This is a genomic window from Gymnodinialimonas sp. JB5-7 (assembly GCF_055693405.1).
This window is the reverse complement of sequence record NZ_JBVFUX010000004.1, coordinates 163,716-188,797: the sequence shown is the minus strand read 5'-3', so window position 1 is coordinate 188,797 and position 25,082 is coordinate 163,716. Positions and strand designations below refer to the sequence as shown.

At 60.5% G+C, this 25,082-nt stretch carries 16 protein-coding genes and 8 pseudogenes; 8 read left to right on the top strand and 16 right to left on the bottom strand.

Annotation, left to right across the window (positions count from 1 at the left end):
• Positions 1-6: 6 nt before the first annotated feature.
• The 3 genes and pseudogenes from ACZ1HK_RS01565 to hemB form a co-directional block, all read right to left on the bottom strand.
• A complete protein-coding gene (locus ACZ1HK_RS01565; protein ID WP_472627177.1) occupies positions 7-432 on the bottom strand; it encodes a DUF302 domain-containing protein in 426 nt (141 codons plus the stop codon).
• A 76-nt stretch (positions 433-508) separates the two neighbouring features.
• Positions 509-1,069 carry a lipid-binding SYLF domain-containing protein gene (locus tag ACZ1HK_RS01560; RefSeq protein WP_472627176.1) on the bottom strand — a complete coding sequence of 187 codons (561 nt, stop codon included), beginning with the start codon at positions 1,067-1,069 and terminating at the stop codon, positions 509-511.
• A 130-nt stretch (positions 1,070-1,199) separates the two neighbouring features.
• Positions 1,200-2,199, bottom strand: a pseudogene (gene hemB / locus ACZ1HK_RS01555) (porphobilinogen synthase).
• Positions 2,200-2,341: 142 nt separating this feature from the next.
• Between hemB and ACZ1HK_RS01550 the strand changes: the two are divergent.
• The 3 genes and pseudogenes from ACZ1HK_RS01550 (at position 2,342) to ACZ1HK_RS01540 (ending at position 7,177) form a co-directional block, all read left to right on the top strand.
• Complete coding sequence (locus tag ACZ1HK_RS01550; protein ID WP_472627175.1) at positions 2,342-2,860, top strand: component of SufBCD complex; 519 nt, start codon at positions 2,342-2,344, stop codon at positions 2,858-2,860.
• 41 nt (positions 2,861-2,901) lie between these two features.
• Positions 2,902-6,375 (top strand): annotated as a pseudogene (gene mfd / locus ACZ1HK_RS01545) (transcription-repair coupling factor).
• 112 nt (positions 6,376-6,487) lie between these two features.
• Positions 6,488-7,177 carry a DUF2306 domain-containing protein gene (locus ACZ1HK_RS01540; RefSeq protein WP_472627174.1) on the top strand — a complete coding sequence of 230 codons (690 nt, stop codon included), beginning with the start codon at positions 6,488-6,490 and terminating at the stop codon, positions 7,175-7,177.
• Between the two features lie 102 nt (positions 7,178-7,279).
• Here the strand turns inward: ACZ1HK_RS01540 and ACZ1HK_RS01535 are convergent, their stop codons facing one another.
• The 4 genes and pseudogenes from ACZ1HK_RS01535 to ACZ1HK_RS01520 all read right to left on the bottom strand — a co-directional run bounded on the left by ACZ1HK_RS01535 (position 7,280) and on the right by ACZ1HK_RS01520 (position 11,172).
• On the bottom strand, positions 7,280-8,506 hold the full coding sequence (locus ACZ1HK_RS01535) for a multidrug effflux MFS transporter (RefSeq protein WP_472627173.1): 1,227 nt from the start codon (positions 8,504-8,506) through the stop codon (positions 7,280-7,282).
• A complete protein-coding gene (locus ACZ1HK_RS01530) occupies positions 8,503-8,970 on the bottom strand; it encodes a methyltransferase family protein (protein WP_472627864.1) in 468 nt (155 codons plus the stop codon). The genes ACZ1HK_RS01535 and ACZ1HK_RS01530 overlap by 4 nt, the downstream gene beginning before the upstream one ends.
• Before the next feature lie 74 nt (positions 8,971-9,044).
• Positions 9,045-9,706 (bottom strand): annotated as a pseudogene (locus ACZ1HK_RS01525) (DsbA family oxidoreductase).
• On the bottom strand, positions 9,703-11,172 hold the full coding sequence (locus ACZ1HK_RS01520; protein ID WP_472627172.1) for a class I adenylate-forming enzyme family protein: 1,470 nt from the start codon (positions 11,170-11,172) through the stop codon (positions 9,703-9,705). Before ACZ1HK_RS01520 ends, ACZ1HK_RS01525 begins: the two are co-directional and overlap by 4 nt.
• Before the next feature lie 67 nt (positions 11,173-11,239).
• Between ACZ1HK_RS01520 and ACZ1HK_RS01515 the strand changes: the two are divergent.
• Positions 11,240-11,865 (top strand): annotated as a pseudogene (locus ACZ1HK_RS01515) (helix-turn-helix domain-containing protein).
• On the opposite strand, the gene ACZ1HK_RS01510 reads toward ACZ1HK_RS01515, so the two are convergent.
• The 5 genes from ACZ1HK_RS01510 to ACZ1HK_RS01490 all read right to left on the bottom strand — a co-directional run bounded on the left by ACZ1HK_RS01510 (position 11,862) and on the right by ACZ1HK_RS01490 (position 15,234).
• Positions 11,862-12,524 carry an aquaporin gene (locus tag ACZ1HK_RS01510; protein WP_472627171.1) on the bottom strand — a complete coding sequence of 221 codons (663 nt, stop codon included), beginning with the start codon at positions 12,522-12,524 and terminating at the stop codon, positions 11,862-11,864. The pseudogene ACZ1HK_RS01515 and the gene ACZ1HK_RS01510 overlap by 4 nt on opposite strands.
• A gap of 76 nt (positions 12,525-12,600) precedes the next feature.
• On the bottom strand, positions 12,601-12,948 hold the full coding sequence (locus ACZ1HK_RS01505) for a hypothetical protein (protein ID WP_472627170.1): 348 nt from the start codon (positions 12,946-12,948) through the stop codon (positions 12,601-12,603).
• A 59-nt stretch (positions 12,949-13,007) separates the two neighbouring features.
• Entirely contained in the window at positions 13,008-14,042 is a 1,035-nt protein-coding gene (locus ACZ1HK_RS01500; RefSeq protein WP_472627169.1) for a patatin-like phospholipase family protein, read from the bottom strand.
• Positions 14,029-14,400 (bottom strand): pentapeptide repeat-containing protein, encoded by a 372-nt coding sequence (locus ACZ1HK_RS01495; RefSeq protein WP_472627168.1) that lies wholly within the window; start codon positions 14,398-14,400, stop codon positions 14,029-14,031. The genes ACZ1HK_RS01500 and ACZ1HK_RS01495 overlap by 14 nt, the downstream gene beginning before the upstream one ends.
• 48 nt (positions 14,401-14,448) lie before the next feature.
• On the bottom strand, positions 14,449-15,234 hold the full coding sequence (locus tag ACZ1HK_RS01490) for a 3-hydroxybutyrate dehydrogenase (protein WP_472627167.1): 786 nt from the start codon (positions 15,232-15,234) through the stop codon (positions 14,449-14,451).
• Between the two features lie 294 nt (positions 15,235-15,528).
• On the opposite strand from ACZ1HK_RS01490, the pseudogene ACZ1HK_RS01485 reads away from it, so the two are divergent.
• Both ACZ1HK_RS01485 and ACZ1HK_RS01480 read left to right on the top strand, forming a co-directional pair.
• Positions 15,529-17,338, top strand: a pseudogene (locus tag ACZ1HK_RS01485) (extracellular solute-binding protein).
• 419 nt (positions 17,339-17,757) lie between these two features.
• Entirely contained in the window at positions 17,758-18,240 is a 483-nt protein-coding gene (locus ACZ1HK_RS01480) for a hypothetical protein (protein ID WP_472627166.1), read from the top strand.
• 136 nt (positions 18,241-18,376) lie between these two features.
• On the opposite strand, the gene ACZ1HK_RS01475 is transcribed toward ACZ1HK_RS01480, so the two are convergent.
• The 3 genes and pseudogenes from ACZ1HK_RS01475 to ACZ1HK_RS01465 form a co-directional block, all read right to left on the bottom strand.
• Positions 18,377-19,087, bottom strand: a complete 711-nt coding sequence (locus ACZ1HK_RS01475) for a DUF502 domain-containing protein (protein ID WP_472627165.1) — start codon at positions 19,085-19,087, stop codon at positions 18,377-18,379.
• Positions 19,088-19,169: 82 nt separating this feature from the next.
• Positions 19,170-20,077, bottom strand: a pseudogene (locus ACZ1HK_RS01470) (pseudouridine-5'-phosphate glycosidase).
• Positions 20,074-20,963: pseudogene (locus ACZ1HK_RS01465) on the bottom strand (PfkB family carbohydrate kinase). Before ACZ1HK_RS01465 ends, ACZ1HK_RS01470 begins: the two co-directional pseudogenes overlap by 4 nt.
• Positions 20,964-21,129: 166 nt before the next feature.
• Here ACZ1HK_RS01465 and ACZ1HK_RS01460 point away from each other — a divergent pair.
• Complete coding sequence (locus tag ACZ1HK_RS01460) at positions 21,130-22,659, top strand: GNAT family N-acetyltransferase (protein WP_472627164.1); 1,530 nt, start codon at positions 21,130-21,132, stop codon at positions 22,657-22,659.
• Positions 22,660-22,699: 40 nt separating this feature from the next.
• Here ACZ1HK_RS01460 and ppk2 read toward each other — a convergent pair.
• Positions 22,700-23,592 (bottom strand): annotated as a pseudogene (gene ppk2, locus ACZ1HK_RS01455) (polyphosphate kinase 2).
• A gap of 639 nt (positions 23,593-24,231) precedes the next feature.
• Between ppk2 and ACZ1HK_RS01450 the strand changes: the two are divergent.
• Positions 24,232-24,855 (top strand): Hint domain-containing protein, encoded by a 624-nt coding sequence (locus ACZ1HK_RS01450; RefSeq protein WP_472627163.1) that lies wholly within the window; start codon positions 24,232-24,234, stop codon positions 24,853-24,855.
• The last annotated feature ends 227 nt before the right edge of the window (positions 24,856-25,082 follow it).

Genomic DNA, 25,082 nt, shown 5'->3' with positions numbered 1-25,082 from the left:
ACATCATCAAGGTCCGACGCCACGTCTGATGCGGCGGCATAGGGGGCCAGCAGGGTAGGACGGGGCGATGTAGGACAGGGTTGCAGTGCCGTCCGCGTTCTCGGTGACATAAAGCCGGATCGGAGCGTGGATCATCGCCTCGGTCGATAGGCGCAAGAGACGCACGGCAAAGTCGTTGTTGAATGCGCCGATCACGCGGTTGCCGGGAATCGCGATGCCGCGCCGCGCCGCGGCCCCGGTTGGCCCGGCTTGCGTGACCACGGCCAATCCATTTGCACTCACGGCGTCGCGGGTCCGCGTCGACGAGCGTTTCGAAGTCGTAGGAGGTTGCGTGCATTTCCCAGCCGGGCAGGGGGAGAGGTCAGCGATTGCATCGTCCTGCGCGGTGGCAGGCAGGGCGAACAGGATGAGGGCAAGGAAATAGCGCAGCATGGAAACCTCCGGTCAGGTGCTGCCGAAAGATGACGCGGCCCGCGGGCCGCATCCAGTCACGCTTGCGCGAGGAGTGTTAGGGAATGATGCGCGTGTAGCGCGTGCCGTCGAGCGTGGCACCGATGATCAGCCCGGCCTGCCCATAGATCACGGCGATGACAGGCTCGGACAGGGTCGCCGTGTCAAAGCCGAGGGAGCCCGCATTGGTGTTGACCGCATAGCGGACATCTGCGCCCACGGACCAGCCCACGGAATTGCGGAATTCAGCCAGCGCGTCGGGGTTCATGAAAAACAGGGTATGGGCATATTGCTGCGCCCCGATCTGAAGCCCGAAGCTGCCGGAAACAGCGGAGTAGTAATCGACGGTGGCCCCGCCCACGCGCAACGCGCCACGCCCATAGGCGCCGCCAAAGCCAAAGCCTGCTTCGGTGATCAGCGGCATGACGAGCATGCCTGACGCGTTGTTCACCAGATCCTGCGTGCCCGGAACCTCGGCCACCATGAAATCAATTGCAGCATCAACGCGGCTGTCGATGCGCGGCGCGTTTGAATTGCCAAGCGGGTTGCCACAGGCCGCCAAAAGCGGGGCGGCGCCTGCGCCGAGAAGAAGGGAACGTCTGGAAAGACCATCTGCCATGGGAAATACCTTGCCTAATTGCCTCGTGCCGGGGCTTTGTGCCCCGATCCTTGGTGGCAAGAATACGCCGAAACGGCGGGGCTGTCATCCGCCAAGACGCAATATCTGCGGGTTTTTGCCGATTGGGGGGCTATCCGTTGAGGATGCGGGCCACGCGAGGTGCGAAATAGGTCAACACTCCGTCACAGCCTGCGCGCCGAAAGGCCATCAGGCTTTCCAGCATGACCTTTTCGCCGTCGATCCAGCCATTGGCGGCCGCGGCCTCCACCATCGCGTATTCGCCACTGACTTGGTAAGCGTAGGTCGGTGCGCCGAAGCGGTCTTTCACCTGCCGGCACATGTCCAGATAGGGAAGGCCGGGTTTGACCATGACCATATCGGCCCCTTCACGCAGGTCGCGTTCGACGCAGCGCAACGCTTCGCGCCCGTTCAGCGGGTCAATCTGGTAGGTTTTCTTGTCACCTTTGAGGGCGCCGGATGCACCGACCGCATCCCGGAACGGGCCGTAAAAAGCACTGGCGAACTTGGCGGCGTAGGACATGATGGTGACGTTGGTGTGGTTTTCGGCCTCAAGGGCTGCGCGGATCGCGCCGATACGCCCGTCCATCATGTCGGAGGGGCCCAGGATGTCAGCCCCGGCCTCGGCCTGCGCCAAACGCCATTTTGACGAGTGCTTCGACCGTTTCGTCATTCACGATGATGCCGTCGCGGACAATCCCGTCATGGCCGTTGGCGTTGTAGGGGTCCAGCGCGATGTCGGTCATGATCGCAATCTCGATGCCCGCATCGCGGATCGCACGGATCGCGCGGTTAGACAAATTGTCGGGGTTCCACGCCTCTTCGCACAGCTCGGTCTTCAGGGACGGATCCGTGTAGGGAAAGATGCAGATCGCGGGAATGCCAAGCGACGCGGCCTCGCGTGCGGCGTCCACCAGCAGGTCAACCGACAAACGCTCAACACCCGGCATGGAGGCCACTTTTTGACGTTCGTTCTGCCCGGCACAGACGAAGACAGGCCAGATCAAATCGTGCACGCTCAAGCTGCTTTCCCGCACCAGATTGCGGATGGGGGCCGCGGCGCGTGTCCGACGGAAACGGGCCAGGGGGAAAGGGGCTTGGTTCACACTCATCTGTAAGGTCTTTCGGTCGTCACGTTTCATTGACAGAGGTGCCATGGCAACGCTTTTGGTGCAAGCGTGCTGCCGGGGGTGGCATCCGTCAAATCCCGCGCATATGGTGCGCGCGAATTGTCGGCACTCAGCAAGAGCTCCCTTGGATTTCCTCGATCTCGTCACCGAAGTGATCAACCTCAGGTCATTTTCGAACATGTGGTACTGGATCGTGCTGGCGATCCTCTGGTCCTCGCTGAGCCATTGGACCATCGGTGTGCCCTTCCATCTTGTCAGCCGCGCCAAGCGCGGAGATGAGAGGGCTGAGGCCGACATGATGGTGCTGACGCGTATGAATGCCGAGCGGATGCTGCAATATGCGGAAACGTCGGGCGTGGCCGCCGTCGCATTCGCCACCTTCCTGTTGACGGGTCTCGCCATCACGGGATGGGCCTATGGGGTCGAATTCAGCCAGGCGATCTTCTTGCTGCTGTGTCCGTCTATGCTGGTCCTCGCGCTTGGCGTCTGGACCTCGCGACGGTTGCACGACAGCGGCTATGCCAAGGTTCCGGCCATGTTGCGGCAGCATCGGTTGATCGTGCAGATGATGGGTGTGGTGTTCATCTTCATCACGGCATTCTGGGGCATGTATCAGAATGTGAATGTCGGTCCGTTCGGCTGACACCTTGACACGCGCGCGCGGCGGCGTAGGTCAGGCGCTTCATGGCTGATCCCAAGCATATCCTTTGCGGTGGTGCCCCGGAGGGGTTCGATGCAACCTTGGTCCTGCGCGAAGCCGCGTCAGGCCCGGTAGTGCACGTCGCGCGCGACGACAAGCGTCTGCGCGCCATGGCGGACGCGTTGCGCTTTTTTGACCCGACGGTGCCGGTATTGGAATTCCCCGGATGGGATTGCTCTGCCTTATGACCGCGTCAGTCCGCAGGCTGAAATATCTGCTGCGCGGATGGCCACATTGGCAACTCTGGCCGGCGGGCTGAAAGGGCCTTTTATCTTGCTGACGACGCTGAATGCGGCGACGCAATATGTGCCACAGCGTGAATTGCTGGCCTCATCAGCATTCGTGGCGCAGGTCGATGGCAGGATTGATGAAGACGCACTGCGCGCGTTCCTTGTGCGCATGGGCTATGTGCAGGCCCCCACGGTCACAGAACCCGGCGACTATGCTGTGCGTGGCGGCATCATCGATGTTTGGCCGCCGGGTGAGGCACAGCCCGTTCGGCTTGATCTGTTTGGCGACGTTCTAGACGGGGCGCGGCGGTTCGATCCAGTCAGTCAGCGCACATCAGAAAAACTTGAGCGTATCGAATTGGCCCCTGTTTCCGAGGTCATCCTGGATGAGGCTGCCATTGCCCGGTTTCGACAGAATTATCGGGTGGAGTTCGGGGCAGGCGGATCAGAGGACCCGCTCTATGAGGCCGTCACGGCGGGGCGTAAGGCGCAAGGGATGGAGCATTGGCTCCCCTTCTTTCATGAACGGTTGGAGACGCTCTTCGATTATCTGCCTGATGCAACCATCACGCTGGATGATCAAAGCACGCCGCAACGTGTTGCCCGGTGGGACAGCATCACGGACCAGTATGATACACGTAAGACAGCACTGACGCAGAAGGGGCGGCTCGACACGGTCTACAAGCCCGCACCGCCAGAATTGCTCTATTTGGATGATGACGCGTGGGAGCGGGCAATCGATGGAAAGCGCGTTCTTCAATTCTCGGTCCATTCGGCGGCGTCTGGTCCTGGGGTCATCGATGCCGGCGGGCGGATCGGGCGCAGTTTTGCGCCGGAACGGCAGCAGGAAAACCTAAGCCTTTTTGGTGCTTTGGCCGATCATGTTCGCGCAATGCGTAAAGATCGTGCCGTTGTCATTGCCAGCTGGTCCGACGGTGCCCGCGAACGCCTGGAGGGATTGCTGCAAGATGAGGGGCTGACGGATATCCGTCGTGTTGCGGACGCCCGCGATATTGGTGAGCCGGGAAGCTTGAACCTGACGGTCTGGCCGTTGGAGGAAGGGTTTACCGGCCCGTTTTCGTCCGGCGGCGTGGCGGTGATCTCAGAACAGGATGTTCTGGGCGACCGGTTGATCCGGCCCAAGCGCAAGGTCAAGCGGGCCGAGAACTATCTGACCGAAGCCCAAAGCCTCAGCCCCGGCGATCTGGTGGTGCATGTGGATCATGGTGTGGGCCGCTACACCGGGCTTCAGACGGTCACGGCCGTGGGCGCGCCGCATGAATGCGTGGCACTGGAATATGCCGGTGGGGATCGGTTGTTCCTCCCGGTCGAGAATATCGAACTGCTCAGCCGTTACGGCCATGATGAAGGCCTGCTTGATAAGCTCGGTGGTGGGGCGTGGCAGGCCAAGAAAGCAAAACTCAAGGAGCGCATCCGTCAGATCGCCGACAAGCTGATCCGGATCGCAGCCGAGCGCGAATTGCGCAATGCCCCTGTCTACGAGCCGCCCGGCGATATGTGGGAGGCGTTCAATGCGCGCTTTCCATACGAGGAGACGGACGATCAGCTGACGGCTGATTGCCGATGTGCTGGACGATCTGACGCTGGGGCGGCCCATGGACCGGCTGGTTGTGGGCGATGTGGGCTTCGGCAAAACCGAGGTGGCGATGCGCGCGGCGCTTTGTGGCGGCGGCTTCAGGGCATGCAGGTGGCCGTGATCGCGCCCACAACGCTTTTGGCGCGTCAGCACGCAAAGACCTTTGGCGAGCGGTTCCGGGGCTTTCCTGTCACGGTGCGGCAGCTTAGCCGGTTTGTGTCGACCAAGGACGCCGCGGATACCCGCAAGGGCCTGGCCGATGGGTCGGTCGATATCGTGATCGGCACCCATGCGGTGCTGGCCAAGCAGGTGAAGATCAAGAACCTCGGCTCTGCTGATTATTGACGAGGAACAGCGCTTTGGCGTGACCCATAAAGAGCGGCTGAAAGAAATGCGCTCGGACGTGCATGTGCTGACGCTTTCGGCCACGCCGATTCCGCGGACCTTGCAGATGTCGCTGTCTGGCGTGCGCGACCTGAGCCTGATCGGGACGCCGCCGGTCGACCGGCTTGCGATCCGGACCTATGTCAGCGAATTCGATGCGGTCACGATCCGCGAGGCGCTGTTGCGGGAGCATTACCGAGGAGGGCAGAGCTTCTATGTGGTTCCCCGCATTCAGGACTCTGCCTGAGATCGAGGAATTCCTGCGTGACCACGTGCCCGAGGTGACGTTCATCACGGCCCATGGCCAGATGGCGGCGGGTGAGTTGGACGACCGGATGGTCGCCTTCTACGACGGCAAATATGATGTGCTTCTTGCGACCACGATTGTGGAGTCCGGCATTGATATTCCGACAGCCAACACGATGGTCATTCACCGCGCGGACATGTTCGGGTTGGCGCAGCTTTATCAGATCCGGGGCCGGGTCGGGCGCGCGAAGACAAGGGCATACGCCTATCTGACAACGAAGCCGCGCGGTAAGCTGACGCCCACGGCGGAGAAGCGCCTGCGTGTTTTGGGGAGCCTCGACAGCTTGGGCGCGGGCTTCACGATTGCCAGCCAAGACCTCGATATTCGCGGCGCGGGCAACATTGTGGGCGAAGAGCAATCGGGTCACGTCAAAGAGGTCGGCTTCGAGCTGTACCAGAGCATGCTGGAAGAGGCGATTGCCAAGATCCGCTCGGGCGAGGCGGAAGGCGTTCTGACCGACGATGGGCAATGGTCGCCGCAGATCAATCTGGGTGTGCCGGTCTTGATCCCGGAAGCTTATGTGCCTGATCTGGACGTGCGCTTGGGGCTATACCGCAGGCTGAGCCAACTGGAGACCAAGGTGGATCTGGAAGGCTTCGCCGCCGAATTGATCGACCGGTTTGGGACGCTGCCCAAGGAGGTCAATACGCTGCTTCTGGTGGTTCGCATCAAGGCGATGTGCAAGCGGGCCCATATTGCCAAGCTGGATGCCGGGCCAAAGGGCGCGACGATCCAGTTTCACAACGACAAGTTTCCGAACCCCGGCGGGCTGGTTGATTTCGTGCAAGATCAGAAGGGTCTCGCGAAGGTCAAAGACAACAAGATCGTTGTGCGGCGCGATTGGAAAAAAGACAGCGACAAGATCAAAGGTGCCTTTGCAATTGCCCGTGACCTGGCGATGCACGCTGAGGGCAAAGCGCCTGCAAAGGCGTCGCATTGATGCGCGGGCCAGTTTCGAGGTAAACGAGCGCAAAGCGCGAAGGTCATACACGCAAAAGGCCCCGAGCAGATGTCAGACACGTCCAAGATCCCGCCCCATCGCAAAGCGCGAAATGCCCCGATGGGGGTGGTACGCATTCCTGCTGTTTTCAGCACTCTCGGCGGCGTCCGCGTTCAAGTTCGTCCCGCCCGGACTGATCCATGGTGTCCTTGCCCATTGGGGCGAAGGATTTTCGGCCACGTGGATGGGCTTTGTGGTCGAGGGGATTTCGCGCGGCGCCGACCATGTTGCCCATCACATCGAAAATGTGGGATCGATATTGGCCGTGCATATGGTGGCAGGCGGTCTGGCCGTTTTGCTGACGCCTTTGCAGGTCAGCCGGATGTGGCGGCGGGGTGACCGGCGCAAACATGTGTATCTTGGATGGGCGCTGGTGCCGATTGTCGTCATCGCATCGCTCACGACGCCGCCGATCAGCTTCAACATGTCATACCCGCTCTGGTCCGAGCTTGGCTTTGCCATGGGTTCGGTCGCGTGGTTCGGTGCGCTGGTGATGGGCATCTGGCACATACGTCGCAAGAATTTCGAGATGCACAAGCGCTGGATGGTGATGATGGCAGCACTCAGCTTTGGGGCTGTCTCATTCCGCCTTCAATTGCCGATCCTGCGCTTGTTCTGGGATATGGACGTGGTCTTCCCCTATCTGGGCTGGACCTGCTGGGTGCCTAATGTGCTTGTCGTGGCGATCTGGTGGTGGCGCACGGCGCGCCGGCAGGCAGCAGTTGCGCAGCCAGCGGAATAGAGCACGTTGCGTTTGATTTGAAAAGCAACCCGCTGCCTCGCGCCGATGGCGCGAACGCGGAACGCGATAAGAGTGCCGCAGATAAATCGCAAAGTGCTTTCGTCAGTCGCGCCCTTCGCGCGGCATGTAGCGCATCACCACTGCACCTAGGAGAGAGAGGATCAAGACCGACGCAGCAAGCGGCATTGCGGTTCCGTTGTAAAGTTGGCCGATGCTCGTGCCCAGGACAGCTCCTGCGACCGTGGCCAACGCCCCCATCAGCGACGCTGCAAGCCCTGCAATATGCCCTAAGGGTTCCAGGGCCAGCGCGTTGAGGTTGCCGATGGTGAAGCCCATCAAGGCGAAAACAGTGACTGACCAGGCGAAGTAGAACCAGATTTCGGTCGTTCCTGCGGCTCCGCTGAGCAGGAGCGCCACGAACAGTGTTGAGAAGGCCGTCTGCGCCCAGAGGGCCCGGCGGATCAGCGGGCGCATCCCCAGCCGCACGACGAGGCGCCCGTTCAACGGGGCTGCGGGGGCCGACAGGACGGCAATCGCGAAGAAGAACCAATGGAAATATTCGCCCCAGCCATAGGTGCGGTCAAAGATAGGTTGGATCGAAGTGATTTTTCCGAAAAGGAGCCCGTAAATCATCGATTGCACAAGGATCGACAATTGCATCTGGCGCAGCGATAGCGCCTCTCGCGTGCCGGCCCACAGCTCTGCCGCGTTCAGCTTGCGGCGGTTTGCGGGCGGATGGGTTTCGGCCTGTCTGAAGGTCAGCCAGCCCACGGAAACAAGTGAAAATAGCAGGAAGCTGATGAAGATCGCGCGCCACCCGAACAGCTCGATAATGCCATGGCCAATCAGCGGCGCGACCGCAGGGAAGACTGTGAAGACCAGCATCGCGAACGAGATGATCCGCGCCATCTCGCGCCCTGTGTAGAGGTCCCGGATCAGGGCCATGGAGGCCACGCGAGGGCCCGCAGCACCGAGGCCCTGGATGATGCGGGCGGCAATCAGCAATTCCATACTGGACGCCGCCCAAGCGAGCGCGGCGCCGACCATGTAGAGCGCGGCAAAGATGATGATGATCGTCTTGCGCCCGAATGCATCCGACAGCGGCCCTGTGACAAGCGTTCCGACGCCCATCCCCATGACAAAGCTGGTGATGACCAGCTGTGCATAATTGGGTGTGTCGGGCGAAAGCTGTGCTGCGATGTCGGGCAGGGCAGGCAGCATCGCGTCGATAGAAAAGGCGATGGTGGCGAACATCATGCCCATGAGCGCGATGAACTCAGTCGTCGACAGGCGGGGGATGGGCTGTGCGGGGGCGGCTGCACTGCTCATGCGCTGCGTCCCAACAGGAACGGCACGCGCGTTCGGTAGGCGGCATAGTTCGCGTGCCGCGCCTCCAGCGCCGCCTCTTCCACACGTGCGGCAGCGTAAAGGGTTGCCATCGCAGTCAGTGAAATGATCCAGCCGGGCCAGTGGCCCAAGATGATCGCAAAGCCCAGAAAGCCTGCGGCTTGGCCCAGATATTGCGGGTGGCGCGACAGGGCATAGGCACCGCGGGCCTCGACGCCCACATCCCAGCCGCTTGTGCCCTTGAAGCCGAGGTTGGCCGTGCCCCAAGTCTGCAACGCGCTGCCCGCGAAACCAATCCCCAGCCCAATCGTCCAGACAAGCCAGGCCCAGGGGCCAGTCGGAACCACCCAAGTCTGGAAAAGGCCAACATAGATCAGGATCGTCAGGCCCCAGGCCCAGGCCGCGGTGCCCCAATTGCCCTGTTCAGGCGGCCATGGGCCGGTCATCGCGTCACGTTCGGACCACCACAAAAGCAGGCCCCATGCCGCGCAGGCACCAAGGCCCAGGACGAGGCCGAAAATCACCCCTGCGCCTCGTCGGCTTGCAGCTTCGCGAGCTGTTCGTTGAGGTCGTCAATGATCGCTTCCCACTGCTGGGGGGCTGCGCGCCGGGCACGGCGTGTTGCGAGGCCACAATGAAGGTGGGAACAGCCTGCACACCGCGCGACCTTGCATGGGCATCGCGGTCGCGGATGCTTTGTGCGTCAGATGTGCCTTCGTAAAGCTTTGCAATCATCTCGCGGTCGAGGCCTACACTTTCGGCAATATCTACGAGCGTTTCGACATCCCCGATGTCGCGTCCATCAACGAAATAGGCCCGGAACAACGCAAGGACCGCAGGCGTTTGCCGCCCTTCAATTCCTGCCCAATGGATCAGGCGATGCGCGTTCAACGTATTGGGCGTGCGGCGGATACCTTCGAGGTTCAGTTTCAATCCCGCTTCTTCGGCCTTTTCAGCCACGGGCGCGTAGGCGCGGACCGCCGCTTCCTTTCCGCCGAACTTGCCTTCCAGATAGGCCCGACGGTCCATGCCTTCGGGCGGCATGTCGGGGTTCAGCTGGAACGGATGCCATTCGATCGTGAAGGGGTGATCTGGCTTGGCCTCCATCGCGCGGGCGAGGTTGGACCAGCCGATATAGCACCATGGGCAAATGGGGTCGGAAAGGATGTCGAGCTTGATCATATCAGGTCCTTTGCCGCGTCAGCCAGCGCGCGGCGGTTCAGTTTGCCGTTCCCGCCACGCGGCAAGGCGTCGAGGCGCAGATAGGCGCGGGGGCGTTTGTGTTTTGCAAGAATGGGTTCAGCGTGCTGTGCTAGCGCATCCTCGCTGGCTGTGCCGGAATAGGCAAGGGCGAGGATATTGGTTTCAGGCGTCAGTTGAAGGGTGAGGGCGGCACATTCGGTGAGGCCCGGAAATCCGTCGAACGCGGCTTCAATCTCGGCCGGGGCAACCCGAAAGCCACCTGCGGTCAGGATGTCGTCGCTACGGCCATGGTAGGTGTAGGCGCCATCCGGGCGGCGCGTAACCAGATCACCGGTGACGAACCACGCGCCCGTCAGCGGCAGGCTGACGCCGCCCTCGGGACCGGAGATGCCACAGGTCAGGCCCGGGTCCGTGTGGTGGATGGCAAGCTGGCCCGTGGTGCCGTCCGGAACCGCCATGCCGTCTTCATCCAACACGGCGAGCCTGCGTCCGGCCTGTGCATAGCCGATGCAGCCTTCAGGCGCTGGTCGGTCGGGCGCGCCGGACAGGAAGGTCGAACATTCGGACATGCCCAGGGCTTCGTGGATGTCCGTACCGGTCGCCTGTTGCCAGCGGGTCCGGAGGCTTGGAGGCAGGGCTTCGCCAGCGGACAAGGAATGCCGCAGCTTTGGAAGCGCTGGCAGATCGCGGGCCAGGAGCTTGCGGAACAGGCCGGGAGAGCCTGCAAGGATCGTCGCATCGTGGCGCTTTGCAAGAAGGCCGAGGGTCGCGAGGTCGGTGCCGTCGGCAGGGACAAGCGCCGTTGCGCCCATCGCCCAAGGATCGAGCAGGCCTGTGCCGAGCGTATAGGTCCAATTCAGCGCGCCTGCGTGCAAGACGCGGTCGGAGGGTTTCAAGCCGTACCAGCCATCCACCATCATACCACGCGCCCAGATCGCACGATGGGCGTGGTGCACCGCCTTGGGTTGGCCGGAGGTGCCAGACGTAAAAACGATGTAGGCGAGGTCTTCCGCGGTGGTTCTGTGGATCTTGTCAGGTGCGCCATTCAAGATGTCCGGCCCGTGGATCGGCCATGGACCATCGGGTAAAGCGATGCCGTTGCCCGCAATGATGGCGTCCGGAGTAGCCACCGTGGCCAGTTTCGTCACCTCGGGCACGGTCAATGCAGCGGACGTCACAAGCGGCACGTAACCTGCTGCAATTGCACCCAGAAAGGCCAAGGGGAACGTGGCAGAATTCGCCAGGCGGAGCATGATGCGACTGCCCGTGGGCAGGCCGGTGGCCTGCAATCCACCCGCGGCGCAGGCCACGGCATCGGCCAGGCGGCCGTACGACCAGCGTTCGGCCCGGGCCGGCCCCAGCACGGCGAGCGCGATCTTGTCGGGGTCCACATGGGCATGGGCAAGCACATGTTTGACGATGTTGAAATCAGGGGGCGGCTGCATGACACGGGGCCTATGCGCGCCCGCGTCCGGTTGCAAGCGCAGCACGGCCTGCGCTACTGCACAGATCATGACCGACCAGACACCGGAACCCAGCCTGATCCAACTTGCCCGCGCGTCCGGTGAGGATGTGACGGCTGCCCCCGTCGATCTTGCTGTCCGCGTCCGCGAATTGCGCAAAGCGCGCCAATGGACATTAGAGCAAGCCGCCCAACAGGCGGGGCTGGCACGCTCGACCCTGTCAAAGATCGAGAATGGGCAGATGTCGCCCACCTACGATGCGCTCAAGAAGCTGGCCGTTGGGCTCGGGATTTCGGTGCCGCAGCTCTTCACGCCAAAATCCTCGCCGCAGGGGGCGGACGAATGGTTTCGACCAAGCGGGGCGAGGGCGCGGCCCATGCGACGACGACGTATGAGCATGAGCTGTTGGCCGATCAGATGGTGCAGAAATCAATGCTGCCGTACAGGGCGCGCATTCGCGCCCGCGCGTTCGAGGAATTCGACGGCTGGGTGCGCCATGAGGGCGAGGAATTTCTTTACGTGCTGACAGGTGCAGTGCGTCTGTTCACGGAGTTCTACCAACCCATCGACATGGTGCGCGGCGACAGCGCCTATTACGACGCCACGATGGGACACAACGTGATCTCGATCTCGGATGATGACGCCACGATCCTATGGGTCACGTCGATGGGTTAGCGTCCTTTTGCCGGATAAAGGACGCGCGTTGCGCCCAGGGCCAGCAACGCGCCAACGATCTGTGCTGCGATAAACGGCAGGACGTCCACGGGTGCAATGCCCGCGAACGTGTCTGAGAAGGCCCGCGCGATGGTGACCGCCGGATTGGCAAAGCTGGTGGACGCCGTGAACCAATATGCACCGGTGATGTAAGCCGCGACGAGTGCCGCCACCTGAGACGGGGCGTGGCGGATGCCGGCAAGGATCGTGATCACCAGGCCGAATGTTGCAACGACCTCAGCCACCCACTGTGATAGCCCTGTTCGTGTGGTGGTGGAGGCTTGCAGGATCGGCAGTTCAAACATGACATGGGCCAGCCAAACGCCCAAAATGCCAGCGGTGATCTGCACAAGGATATAGGCTGCAGCATGAGGCAGGGGGATTTCGCGCTTCAGCGCAAAGACCATCGTGACGGCGGGGTTGAAATGCGCGCCCGAGATCGGACCGAAGATGGTGATCAAGACGTAAAGCGCAACACCTGTGGCAATCGCGTTGCCCAAAAGCGCCAGGGCAACGTTTCCGTCGCTCAGATTGGCAGCCATAATGCCGGATCCCACCACCGCAATCAGAAGAAAAGCGGTACCCAGAGCTTCAGCGAGGAGTCGGTGCGACAAGATCATGGCCGCGATCCATGCCCAACTTGGGTTCAGCAATCAAGATGCGGCCATGTGAAGGTTTTGTGACGGATGTGGCGGCCTAGCCAAAACGTCGCTGGGGCTGTTCGACCTGATCGTCATCGCCCAACCGCGCATCGTCAGAATAGATGTCTTCTTGTGCCGGGACATACTTGCGGCTGTTCAGCATAGCCACGTTGTTTTGCACCGGATGCGTGCGCGCATCTGAGGGCATGGGCCCCTCCTGCCATTCATCCACGGCTTCGCGCGCCTCGGCTTTTGAAAGGCCGTGCTCGTTTGCGATTGCCAGCTCAAGCGCCCGCCGCTGACCGTCGGCGGCAAGCAGGATGTCATCTGTCAGATAGAGGAAACGCGCCTTGAGCGATGCAAAGACGGAAGGCCGATTGGATGTGACTTCGGACCATTTCATGGGAGTTCTCTTTCCTGTTGCGTCCAACTGGAACGCGCCGAAGGGAAGATGGTTCCCGGCTATTCGAACATCGCGCGCAGATCGACGGTGCTATCCTCACCGATTTTGTCGAAGTGTTCCGAAATGAACGCCTCGGCCGAGGTTCGACCGGCTTCGCGCAACTGGTGCAACACTTGCGGTGTGGCAACCAATTTCGTGGCCACCGACAATTGTTGCATCAGATCGTCGTCCGAAACCATGTGGATCAGCATATCCTTCATGGCGTTGTCCTGCACCGCGCCCTTATGGAGAAGGCGCTGGACAAACTCGATGGCGCGCAGCTCGCGCAGCAGCGAAGTATTAAAACTGATCTCGTTGATCCGGTTCTGGATCGCCCGAGCGGACGTTGGCAGCTCGTCGCGATGAAGCGGATTGATGTTCACGATCAATATGTCGCGGGGAAGATCTGGGCTAAACAGCGGGAAAAGCGCGGGGTTGCCGGTATAGCCACCGTCCCAATAAGCCTCTGTCTCGCCCGTTTTGGGATCGTCGATCTCGATGGCACGGAACAGTGTCGGCAGGCAGGCCGAGGCCATGATGGCTTTCGGCGTGATCTCATCGTCCGAGAAGATGCGGATCTTCCCGGAGCGCACGTTGGTGGCGCAGATGTAAAAGGCCGGTCCTTCGGCACAGCAGATATGATCATATTCGAATTTCGAGACGATCGGGGCCAGCGGGTTGCGGTAAAACGGACCAGTCGAATAGGGGCTGACCATGCGGCTGACACTGTCGCCAACCGCAAAGGGCAGGGAGGTTTCGATCGCAAAGCTTACTGCCTGGGGTGAGATCATGTTGAGCCATGGCGCAAACGCATCATCTGTGATCGCGCCGACCTGTTCCCACACGCCTGCCAAAAGCTCGGATGCAAGCGCGCGGGAGCCGCGGCTGAGACCGGATTTCACGGCTGCGCCATTCAATGCACCGGCAGACGTGCCGGATATTCCGGCAATCTCCAAATCCTCGCATGCAAGGATCGCCTCTAGCACACCCCAGGTATAAGCGCCGTGCGCGCCACCGCCCTGAAGGGCCAGATTGATCCGCTTAGGCGGTGCCATGATGCTCCTTCCACAGCGCCAGCATGTCACTGACCGGAACGCCGTAGATTGTGAACCCATCGATATTCGCGTTGTCGATCCTGGCACCGGCGAGGTTCACGTTGGTCAACGTCATCTCCGCGAGGTTCGCGTTCTCGATTTTTACCTCGGACATGTTCACGTTGTGAAACCGGGTTTCGGATAGGTTGACGTTCTCAAACGTCATCTCCGACGCATTCACATCGTTGACCTCGGCGCCGATCAAGTGCGTGTCACCGAAAAACGCGTCCTTCAGACTGACCCGCGTAAAGCGTGAGCCGCACAGATACATGTTGTCGATCTCAAGTTTGTCGCGCCCGGCTTCTGGTTCGTCAGTCATGGCATTCCCTCCGGTTCAAATGACGATGTGGATCAGCCTAGTGACGTGTCAAAGCGCGGTCCAACCTCCGTCGACGCTGATCGTCGTGCCGGTGATCTGGTCCGCGGCCGGCGAGCACAGAAACGCGACAGTGCCGCCCAATTGCTCCGTTGTGGCGAATTCCTTGGATGGCTGGCGCTCCAGAATGACTTTCTGCGTCACTTCTTCCTCGGACATATCGTATTTTTTCGCCGTGTCGGGGATCTGCGCCTGGACCAGCGGAGTCAGGACGTAGCCGGGGCAAATGGCGTTGGCCGTTATCGGTTCCTGCGCGGTTTCCAGCGCCACGACCTTCGTCATGCCCACAACACCGTGCTTGGCCGAGACATAGGCTGACTTGTAGGGGGAGGCTGTCAGCCCGTGCGCGGACGAGATGTTGATGACCCGGCCCCAACCGGCCTTGCGCATCATCGGCAGGGCCGCTGCGGTGGTGTGGAAGGTCGAGGACAGCATGATAGCAATGATCGCATCCCACTTTTCGACCGGAAACTCGTCGATGGGTGCTACATGCTGGATGCCTGCATTGTTGATCAGAATATCACACGTGCCCGCCTGCTCGATCAGTGCGCGGGCTTCTTCGCCCTTGGAGAGGTCCGCCTTGATATAGCGCGCCTCGACGCTGAAGTTTTCAGCAATCTCCTCGGCCAGCGCATGGTCCTCCTTACGGTCTGTGTAGGAGTTGAGAACCACATTTGCGCCCGCCCGCGCCAATTCCCGCGCAACGCCCAGCCCGATGCCAGAATTTGAGCCGGTGATAACGGCGGTTTTGCCGGATAGGTCGGTGGTGATGGCCATGGGAAATGTCTCCGCGCTGATCGTATTTGCCTGCACGCTAATGCTGCAGGTGCGAAAAGAACAGAGGAAGCCAGACAAGGTTCCGTGTGATTTGAGGGCTGCACAAAAAAACCCTGGCACGAAGCCAGGGTTAAGTCATTGAGGCAGGTTTCATACAGGCAAGAAACCTATCGAGCAGTGACCCCTTTATAAGCAATGACTTGGCCCGTGTCCAACCGAAAAGTTTGCCCTCCCAATCCGGCCCGGATAGCGTGAGACTACAACAAAATCGGGCCGCAGGAGGATTGTTCACAAATGCACACGCATTGTTTCATCAAAGGGGCAGGTATTGTGGCCTTGGGTCTGGCGCTCGCCAGCCCTGCCATTGCTGAGCCTTCGCATGGCGTCGCCATGTACGGCGAACCCGCGCTCGGCGCGGATTTCGAACATCTGCCTTACGCCAATCCGGATGCCCCCACCGGCGGGCGAATCGTCACCGGCGAAGTTGGCTCGTTCGATCTCGCTGAACCCGCATATTCGGGAAGGCTCGGTTCCATGGCAGTTGCGATTCCTCGCCTACGAATCGCTGTTGGGCCGATCCTATGATGAACCCTTCACGCTTTACGGCTTGCTGGCCGAAACGGTGGAGATCGGGGACGACCATACCTGGGTCGAGTTCACCTTGCGGGAAGAGGCCGCGTTTTCCGATGGCAGCCCGGTCACGGTTGAGGACGTGATCTGGTCGTTTGAAACGCTCGGAACTGACGGTCATCCACGCTATCTCGGCTCGTGGAGCCGCGTTGAGGGGATCGAAGCGGTGGGTGAGCGCACTGTGCGGATCACCTTGGGGGAAGCGGACCGAGAGCTTGCGATGATCATGGGTCTCCGGCCCATCCTTCAGGCCGCTCAATGGGAGGACGTCGAGTTTACCGAAAGCGGTCTGACGAATATTCCGATCACGACAGCCCCGTATATCATCGATGATTTCGAAGCAGGGCGCTTTGTCAGCCTGCGGCGCAATCCGGACTATTGGGGTGCAGATGTGCCATTCCGGCGTGGCACCAACGTGATCGATGAAGTCCGGATGGAGTTTTTCGGTGATGGCAATGCAATGCGTGAGGCGTTTACCAGTGGATTGGTGACAACAATGCGCGAAACCTCGGCGCAGGCTTGGGCCGACAACTACGATTTCCCGCGCGTTCAAAATGGCGAAGTAGAGCTGGCCGAGGTCGCCCATCAGCGGCCTTCGGGTATCACTGGCTTTGTGATGAACACCCGTCGCCCGCTATTTGACGATTGGCGCGTGCGTGAGGCGATGATCCAAGCGTTCAACTTCGAGTTCATCAACCAGACCATCAATGGCGGCGTGGACCCGCGTATCACATCGTATTTCGCGAATTCGCCGCTTTCGATGGAGCCGGGGGCTGCACAGGGACGTGTGGCTGAGTATCTGGCGCCCTTTGCAGACGAGTTGTTGCCGGGTGCGATGGAAGGGTACGAGCTTCCAGTCTCTGACGGGTCTGAACGCAACCGCGACGGCATTCGCACGGCCATCGCGTTGATGGAAGAGGCTGGCTACATCGTCGAAGAAGGTGTGATGACCGGACCTGACGGGCCAGTGACGTTTGAGATCCTGCTTCAAACCGGGTCGTCGGAGAATGACTCGATCGCCAATATCTATGTGGAAGCGCTGGCGCGTGTGGGGATCGAGGTGAATGTGACGCGTGTGGACAGTGCGCAGTACCGCGAGCGTACGGATGTCTACGACTTCGATATGACCTATTACCGCCGCGGCCTGTCCCTAAGCCCCGGCAATGAACAGCGGCTTTACTGGGGCTGCGAAATGGCGGAGGTCGAAGGCTCACGCAACCTAATGGGGGCCTGTCATCCGGCGATCGAGGCGATGGTCGACGAGATGCTGAGCGCGCCAAGTCAGGATGATTACCGCGCCGCTGTGCGCGCATTGGACCGGGTGCTGATTTCGCAGCGGTATGTCGTACCGTTCCACCACAACCCGATCAGCCGGCTCGCCTTCAACAGCGAGTTGGAATATCCCGACTACATCCCGATTTATGGCGATTGGATCGGTTGGCAGCCCGATGTCTGGTGGGTTGCAGAGGAGTGAGTGCCGACGGTTACAGGGTTGCAACCGGGGGCTAAGGCACGGATTTTTTGAGAAAACCGCGCTGCGTTAACTTTTGAGAGGCCACGCCTCAGGGGCCGCTTCCGAGAGGGGCGGCCCTTTTCTGTTAGAGCACCCCGCCAAAAACCAGACTCACGAATTCCCTGCCGCGCTGCGCGCTATCGGGACGTTCGCGTTCCATGATGCCTTAGCTATTTGGCGGGGTGCTTTAGGTTGCGGGTTGAGAACCAGCAGCCATCGATGCGTCGCGTCATTGGCGACACGCGATCAACATTGGTCTGTTTCAATTGAGAAAAGGCCTGAGATGGCCTGCGTATGGGTAGTTTCCCCAGTGTATGGCAGCGCCACGTGCTGCATTTCCGGTCCATCGCTTCAACGCAATGGTTTCTTGACCACCCAAAGTGAAGGAGCACACACAAACCAAATTAAACGGACTAATGATTATGACCCTTTCCCTGAACATCAAATCTATCGCCATCGCTGCGGCCCTCGGCGTGGCCGCAATCGCAACCTCGTCATCTGGCGCTCAGGCGATGACCCTGCACAACTGCACAGACTTGAGCTTGCAGGTAGTTCTGGAAGACAGAACCGGCGACACCAGCCGCCGCGGTTTTCTGGCACCGGGTGCCAGCCAGCAGATTCACGCGACCAACAGCTTCGGCCCATACCGCATCATTTTGCCTGCGCTTGGAGCTGGCGCACATTTCAGCGGTCGCAGTGGGGATGGAATATTCAGTCTAATCCAGACCGGCGGCGGCAATATCGGAATTCGCAACGGCCATGTGTGTCCCCAACCCGTCGCACCGCCAAGCAATGGCGGTGGTGGCACAGGCGAGCTGTGCTTTACAAACAACAACGGGTTTGAAGTTTGCCTGCGCCAATAACGGCAAACGAAAGCCCGCAAAACGAACCGAAGCAGGCGCCCCGGGCGCCTGCTTTTTTCATGTAGATCTCAGGTGGCGAGCCGCATTTTCTGGTTTAAAATCCATGGTCCGGAGGCGCGCTTTTGGTGTCACAAGCTCATTCAGCGGCTTCGGCCACCTGCGCCTCGACCGCCTTCTTGGCCTCTTCCCCGTTGGGGTAGACCAGACCGGCGGAGATGATCAGCTTGGCGCTGTCCTCGACGGACATGTCGAGGATGATGACATCCTTACGCGGCACAAACAGCAGAAAACCCGAGGTCGGGTTGGGTGTGGTGGGCAGGAAAACAGACACCATATCCTGCGGCACCTTCTCCGCGATCTCGCCCTTGGCGGAGGTCGAGATGAAGGCAATCGCCCAGATCCCCTCACGCGGGTATTGCACAAGACAGGCCTTGTCGAAGTTCTGCTGGCCTTGCTGAAGGACCGTTTCGGCGATCTGCTTCAGGCCGGAATAGACCGTGCGCACGACCGGGATCGACAGCACCAGCGATTCTGCCCATCGGATCATCGAACGCCCGATCAGACCCTTGGCGATCCAGCCCACAAGCATCGTGAAGACGAAGAACGTCACCACGCCGATGCCGCGAATGTTGATATTGATGCCGGTCCATTCGGCGATCAACAGGGATGGATTGTAGCGGTCTGGGATAAAGGGCAGCACCCAGCTGTCGATCCAACCTGTCAACGTCCAGATCAACCAGATCGTGATGCCGATCGGGGCGATCACGATCAGACCCGTCAGAAAGTTCGACCTGAGCGAGGCGAACATTCCGCGGCGGGGCGGTTTTTCGGGTTGAGGCAGTTTCATGGGGCCGTCAGCTGCTGATCGAATTAGGGATTATCTAGGCGCGCCGGGGCGGGCGCACAAGCGCACAGGTGCCCGGCCCGCGTCAGTCGCGCAAATGTTGGGCGATTTGGACCGCAACCCGGGCATTGTTGAGCACAAGCGCGATATTTGCGGTCAGGCTTTTGCCTTCTGTCAATTCAAAGAGCCGTTGCAGCAAGAAGGGCGTGACGCCTTTGCCGGACACACCTTGTGCCTCTGCCTCGGATTGCGCCTGCGCGATCAAGGGGGCCAGGGTCTCTGCCGCGATTTCAGCGTCCAGCGGGATCGGGTTGGCGATGAGTTGCCCACCGGGCAGGCCCAGGGTTTTGCGCATCCGGTGGCCGGCGGCGATGTCTGCTGGATCATCCATGCGTAAGGGGCGGGCAACCCGCTGTCGCGGCTCCAGAAAGCAGGGAAGGCAGTTTGGCCGAGCGCGATAACGGGCACGCCCAGGGTCTCGAGCACCTCAAGAGTTTTGGGCAGGTCGAGGATGGCCTTGGCACCGGCCGCAACGACCGTGACGGGGGTTTGGCCGAGTTCGTGGAGATCTGCGGAAATATCAAAGCTTTCTTCGGCGCCTTTATGGACCCCGCCAATGCCGCCTGTCGCAAAGACGTGGATACCTGCGAGATGGGCGCAGATCATAGTGGCGGCGACTGTCGTGGCACCGATCCCGCCAGAGGCGAGGCAAGCGGCCAGATCCGCGCGGCTGAGTTTTGCGACATCGCGTGCCTGTGCGAGCGTTTCGAGACGCTCCTCTGTCAGCCCGATGTGAATGGTGCCGTCCATGATTGCGATAGTGGCGGGAACCGCACCGGCGTTTCGTATCTCAGCCTCTACCCGCTGCGCCGTTTCAACGTTCTGCGGGTAGGGCATGCCGTGGGTTATGATGGTGCTTTCAAGGGCCACAATGGCGGCGCCTTCGGCCTTGGCGGTGGCAACCTCGGGCGAGAATGTAAGGGGGAGGGTCATAACGCATCTCCGGCGACATAGGCGGCAGCGGTTGTGGTGGCCGTGTGCAGTGCGTCCGCTCGGGTCGCCCCCGCGATCTCGGCGGCGATATGCGCGGCCATGAAAGTGTCGCCTGCGCCGGTGATGCGGATGGCTTCAACGGGGGCGGCGTCTGGGTCAGGGTGCTGTCGGGCGTGGCATCAACGGCCATCTGTGCGCCCTCCGTGACCAATACCCGGCCCGCGCCTGCGCGCAACAACGCCTCTGCCGCGGCGATGGCATTGGCTGGGTTTGTGCCTGTCAGCAGGCCCGCCTCCTCCCGGTTGACGTACAGTGTGGCGCGGGGATGGGTTAGAAACGGGCGCAAACGTTCCGCTTTGCCGGGGGAGGCTGGGGCAATGCGCAGGTCGGCCTGCGAAAAAAGCGGGCTTTTCGCAATATCAGCCAGGAGCGCCTCGGTTAGATTGCCGTCCAGCGCGACCGGACCATTCCACGGGGCCGTGACCGAGCCGAGCCGTCCATCGGCCAGCGGATCAAGGATGCGTGCACCGGCCCGTTCCAGCGAATGCGCGTCTGCGATGGCAGCAACCAGCGCGCCTTGCGCCTCAATCGCCATATAGACGTCGGTGGGCAGATCAGGATCGACCAGCATTGCATCGGTCCCAAGACCCATTTGCGTGCACGCTTCGCGCAACTCCTTGCCCGCACCGTCATCTCCAACCACCGACAACAGCTCGGTCTGCAGCCCCAAGCGTTGCAGTGCCATGGCGATATTCAGCGCTACGCCACCGGGTATGCGGGTGATTTGGCCAGGCTTGTCGTTGCCCTGAACCATCGGCAGCTGCGTGCGACCGATGATGTCCCACAGGACGGCGCCAATGCACAGGATGTCTGGGCTGCGTGTCATGGGGCGTTCAATGGCGTGGGGGCGCTTGCATTGCAAGATCATGCTTGGGCCAAAGCGGTGGAATCCCTTACCTTGGTCGCCAAGGCGCGTTGTGATTTTTCCTGCGGGTCCGGTGTTGGCGCGATTTCCACGCCACCGGGACTCACATTTTATCAGGATCAACACCATGGACCAATTGGACCACCCACGCCGTTCGGCGTTGCTGACGACGTCCCGCCCGTATTTGACGGATGGCGGGTTGGAGACGACTTTGATTTTTCACGATGGCTTGGATCTGCCGGAATTCGCGGCCTTTCCGCTTCTGAACACGGAAGCGGGCCGCGCCACCATCGCGCGGTACTACAACGGCTATCTGAAGCTGGCATCTAAGGCGGGCACGGGTTTCGTGCTCGACACACCGACATGGCGGGCGAGCCAGGGCTGGGGCGAAAAGTTGGGCTTGGCGCCTGAAACGGTCGCAGGGGCTAACGTTGATGCGGCCGCCTTTGCGGCAGAGCTGGCCAAGCCCTGGCGTGAGACGGGCATGGACGTTGTGCTGAATGGCGTGATCGGACCCGAGGGGGACGGATACGCGCCGGGCGACATGAAGTCGGTTGCTGCCTATGAAGGTTATCACGCGCACCAGATCGCGGCTTTTGCCAAAACACAGGTCGATATGGTGAGCGCGGTCACGATGACCCATGTGGAAGAAGCAATCGGGATCGCGCGGGCGGCTGCATTGGCCGGGTTGCCTGTTGTTGTTTCCTTCACTGTTGAAACGAATGGCGTGATGCCCTCGGGCCAGAATGTGGCGGATGCGGTGGCAGAAGTGGATGCGGCCACCGGAAGTACGCCGCTGTTCTACATGATCAACTGCGCCCATCCCGACCACTACGCGGCGATCCTGCACGGTGAAGCGTGGACGCATCGCCTGGGTGGATTGCGGTCCAATGCCAGTCGGATGAGCCATGCGGAACTGGATGAGGCGGTGGAGCTTGATGATGGCGACCCGCAGGAATTCGGCGCGCTTCATGCAGCCATGCTTTCGCATCTACCCGGAATGAAGGTTCTTGGCGGCTGCTGCGGCACTGACCATCGCCATATCGCGGCGGTGGGACATGCCTGTTTGGGGGGCACAACCATGTCGCGTGATCTGGCCTCCCGCCCGGCCACGTTGGCGGACGTGCCATTGATGGCGCAATTGGTGGATATGGCGGGCGAGGGTCTGCCAATGACCCTATGGGCCGCGATGGTTCAGGGGGATGAAACCCCGATGGATGTGGGCATGGCGCGGGCGTCGCGTGAGGAAGGCGCATTTTCCTGGCGCAACGCGGTGGTGGGCACCGTGGATGGCGCGCCCAAGGGGATGATCATCACCTATGACGTCCACCCAGAGCCCGAAGAGATCACACCAGACACGCCTGATCTGTTCGTTCCACTGATCGAGTTGGAGAATATGGCGCCGGGCACGCTTTACATCAACGTTTTGGCAGTGCTGCCAGATGCGCGCGGACTGGGCCTTGGACGTTTTCTGCTGGAGGAAGCGCTCGCCGCGCGATCCGAAGGGCAGGGGGCGAGCATTATTCTGGCAGCGGGCAATGCCCCGGCTGAAGCGCTCTACCACAGCCTTGGGTTCCGCGAAGTCGCCCGCCGCCCGCTGGTGAAAGGCGGTTGGGACACGGATCGTACCGAATGGGTGCTTCTGGTTTTGGAATAGCCTCAAGCGGCGGGCCGATTGCATTGGCCCGCCAAAACCTTCAGCCGCTTTTCCGCGCTTTCGGGTGGAGAGAGCTGGCAAGGATATGGTCGGCCTCATGCACCACGGTTTCTGCCTGTAGCACTATTTTTGGGTCAGGCGCGCCCACAACTTCATGGTCCTTGCCCGGATAATCCAAACTGGCAAGGAAGTGACGCATACAGCCAAGGCGTGCGCGTTTCTTGTCGTTCGAACGGATCAACGTCCAAGGCGCATCGGCGGTGTCGGTGTAGAAGAACATCGCTTCTTTGGCCTCGGTATAATCGTCCCATTTGTTGAGGCTTGCCCGGTCGATGGGCGACAGCTTCCACTGTTTCAGCGGATCGGTTTCGCGGGACTTGAATCGGCGGCGTTGCTCTTCCTGCGTGACCGAGAACCAATATTTGAAAAGCCGGATGCCGGAGCGGGTCAGCATCCGCTCCAGATCAGGTGTCTGGCGCATGAATTCGAGGTATTCGTTGGGTTCGCAGAACTCCATTACCCGCTCGACGCCCGCGCGATTGTACCAGGAGCGGTCGTAAAGGACGATCTCACCCGCCGTTGGCAGGTGCTTGATGTAGCGTTGAAAGAACCATTGCCCGCGTTCTTCATCGGAGGGTTTGTTCAGCGCCACGACCCGCGCGCCGCGTGGGTTCAGATGCTCGGTAAAGCGCTTGATGGTGCCCCCTTGCCAGCAGCATCGCGGCCTTCAAACAGCATCACGATCTTTTGGCCGGTTTCTTCCACCCAATGCTGCACTTTGAGCAGCTCAACCTGAAGCGCTGCCTTTTGGGCCTCGTATTCCTTCGTCGGGAGTTTGGTGGGGTAGGGGTATTCGCCTTTGTCAAAGCCTGAAATCCGCGTGGCTGCGTCGCTGTGCGGATCAAATTCCTTCAAATCAGTATCTTTTGCCATCGGGCCCTCCTGTTCCGTTGGCATCGCCTTAAGGCACCTGCGGTTTTCTGTCGTTGATTTGGGTCAAGGCGGGTCGCGCTTCTCAAAACGGGTGAAAGCACAATTCGAATAGAGTTTCGCGTTTGTTTGCAGGGCTCAAACGCAGCCGTTTTGGCATTATTTTAGGATTTTTCGCGCAGCGTGCGTGCCACGTTGGAGACAAGCCATGACCTTCACCATAAATGCGAGTGACAATGAATTCGCTGTCGCAACTGGATCAAACGTCAATAGTGGTCCGGGCACGAGCACGTTCGACTATCCGCCAACCTCTTCGAGGGGTCTGATCATCACTGCCAACGACGGGGATCCGTCGCCGGGAACGTTCAGTGTCGGAGACACGTACGACCTGGTCTATGGCAATGGTGGGGGCGGGAAGGGCGGCACGTTCGAAGATGCGGTCGTGATCCGATCGGACGCCTTGCCCGGGGCGGGCATGCGGTTGTCTTTGAGGGGGTCAATCAAGACGGCGATCTGGAACAGATCGTCTGGACCCCGGGCTTCGATCTGGAGAGCTGGTATTTCGATAATTTCAACCAAGGCAATTCGCCCCAATTCTACACCTCGGACCAAAGCGCCGAAACGGAGTATCAACACGCATATGTGTGCCTTTCATCGGACACTGTCATCACAACTGCGAAGGGCGAAATACCAATCGGGCAAGTGCGCGTGGGCGACCTTGTTCTGACCATGGATCATGGGCTTCGTCCCGTTCTCTGGATTGGGCGGCGCATCGTCCGGGTCGATCAGAAATCGCGCAAGACGCTGCCGATTCTCGTTCCGCCGAGCGTCCTGCAAAAGGGGCTTATGCGAAGGCAGGTCATCGTGTCCCCGCAGCATCGATTGCTTTTGCGTACTCCTCACGGACAGGAGATATTGGCGCCGGCCAAGGCCTTTGTCGGGTCAAACGGCATCCGCTACATGCGCGGTCGACGCGAGGTCGAGTACAACACCCTTCTATTTGCACAGCATGAGGTCATCGACGCCTCCGGCCTTGCGGTTGAAAGCTTTCTTCCCGGACCACAGGGATACCGTTGGCTTTCAGCCCGAGAGTTGGTGGAGGTCGAACGTGTTGTAGCGAGCACGAAAAATGGGCAAACCGAGCATAGGATGCGGGCCGCGCGCCCATGCCTGGGCGGATCATCTGGTCAACGCGCAGTGGCGGCTGGTGCACATCTGGTTGCGTTTGACCCCAATCGGATCAGCAGCAAAACCCAAGTTGGATGACAGGCAACTGTCTACCATTTTGTTTTCGTGATCTAGGAGCCGGTCAGGCAAAGCGGTGACTTTAGATAAATGCATACCTTTGCGGTCTTCAAATCACCGAATTCGCTCGAAAATTCAGGAGCGCCCAATGCCCCGTGAACCTTCCCTTGGAAGCTCACTGGGCAAATTAAGAGTTTCGCGCAAAACATGCAGGGCGCGATCGGCATTTTCTCTTGCGCGCGCACTGA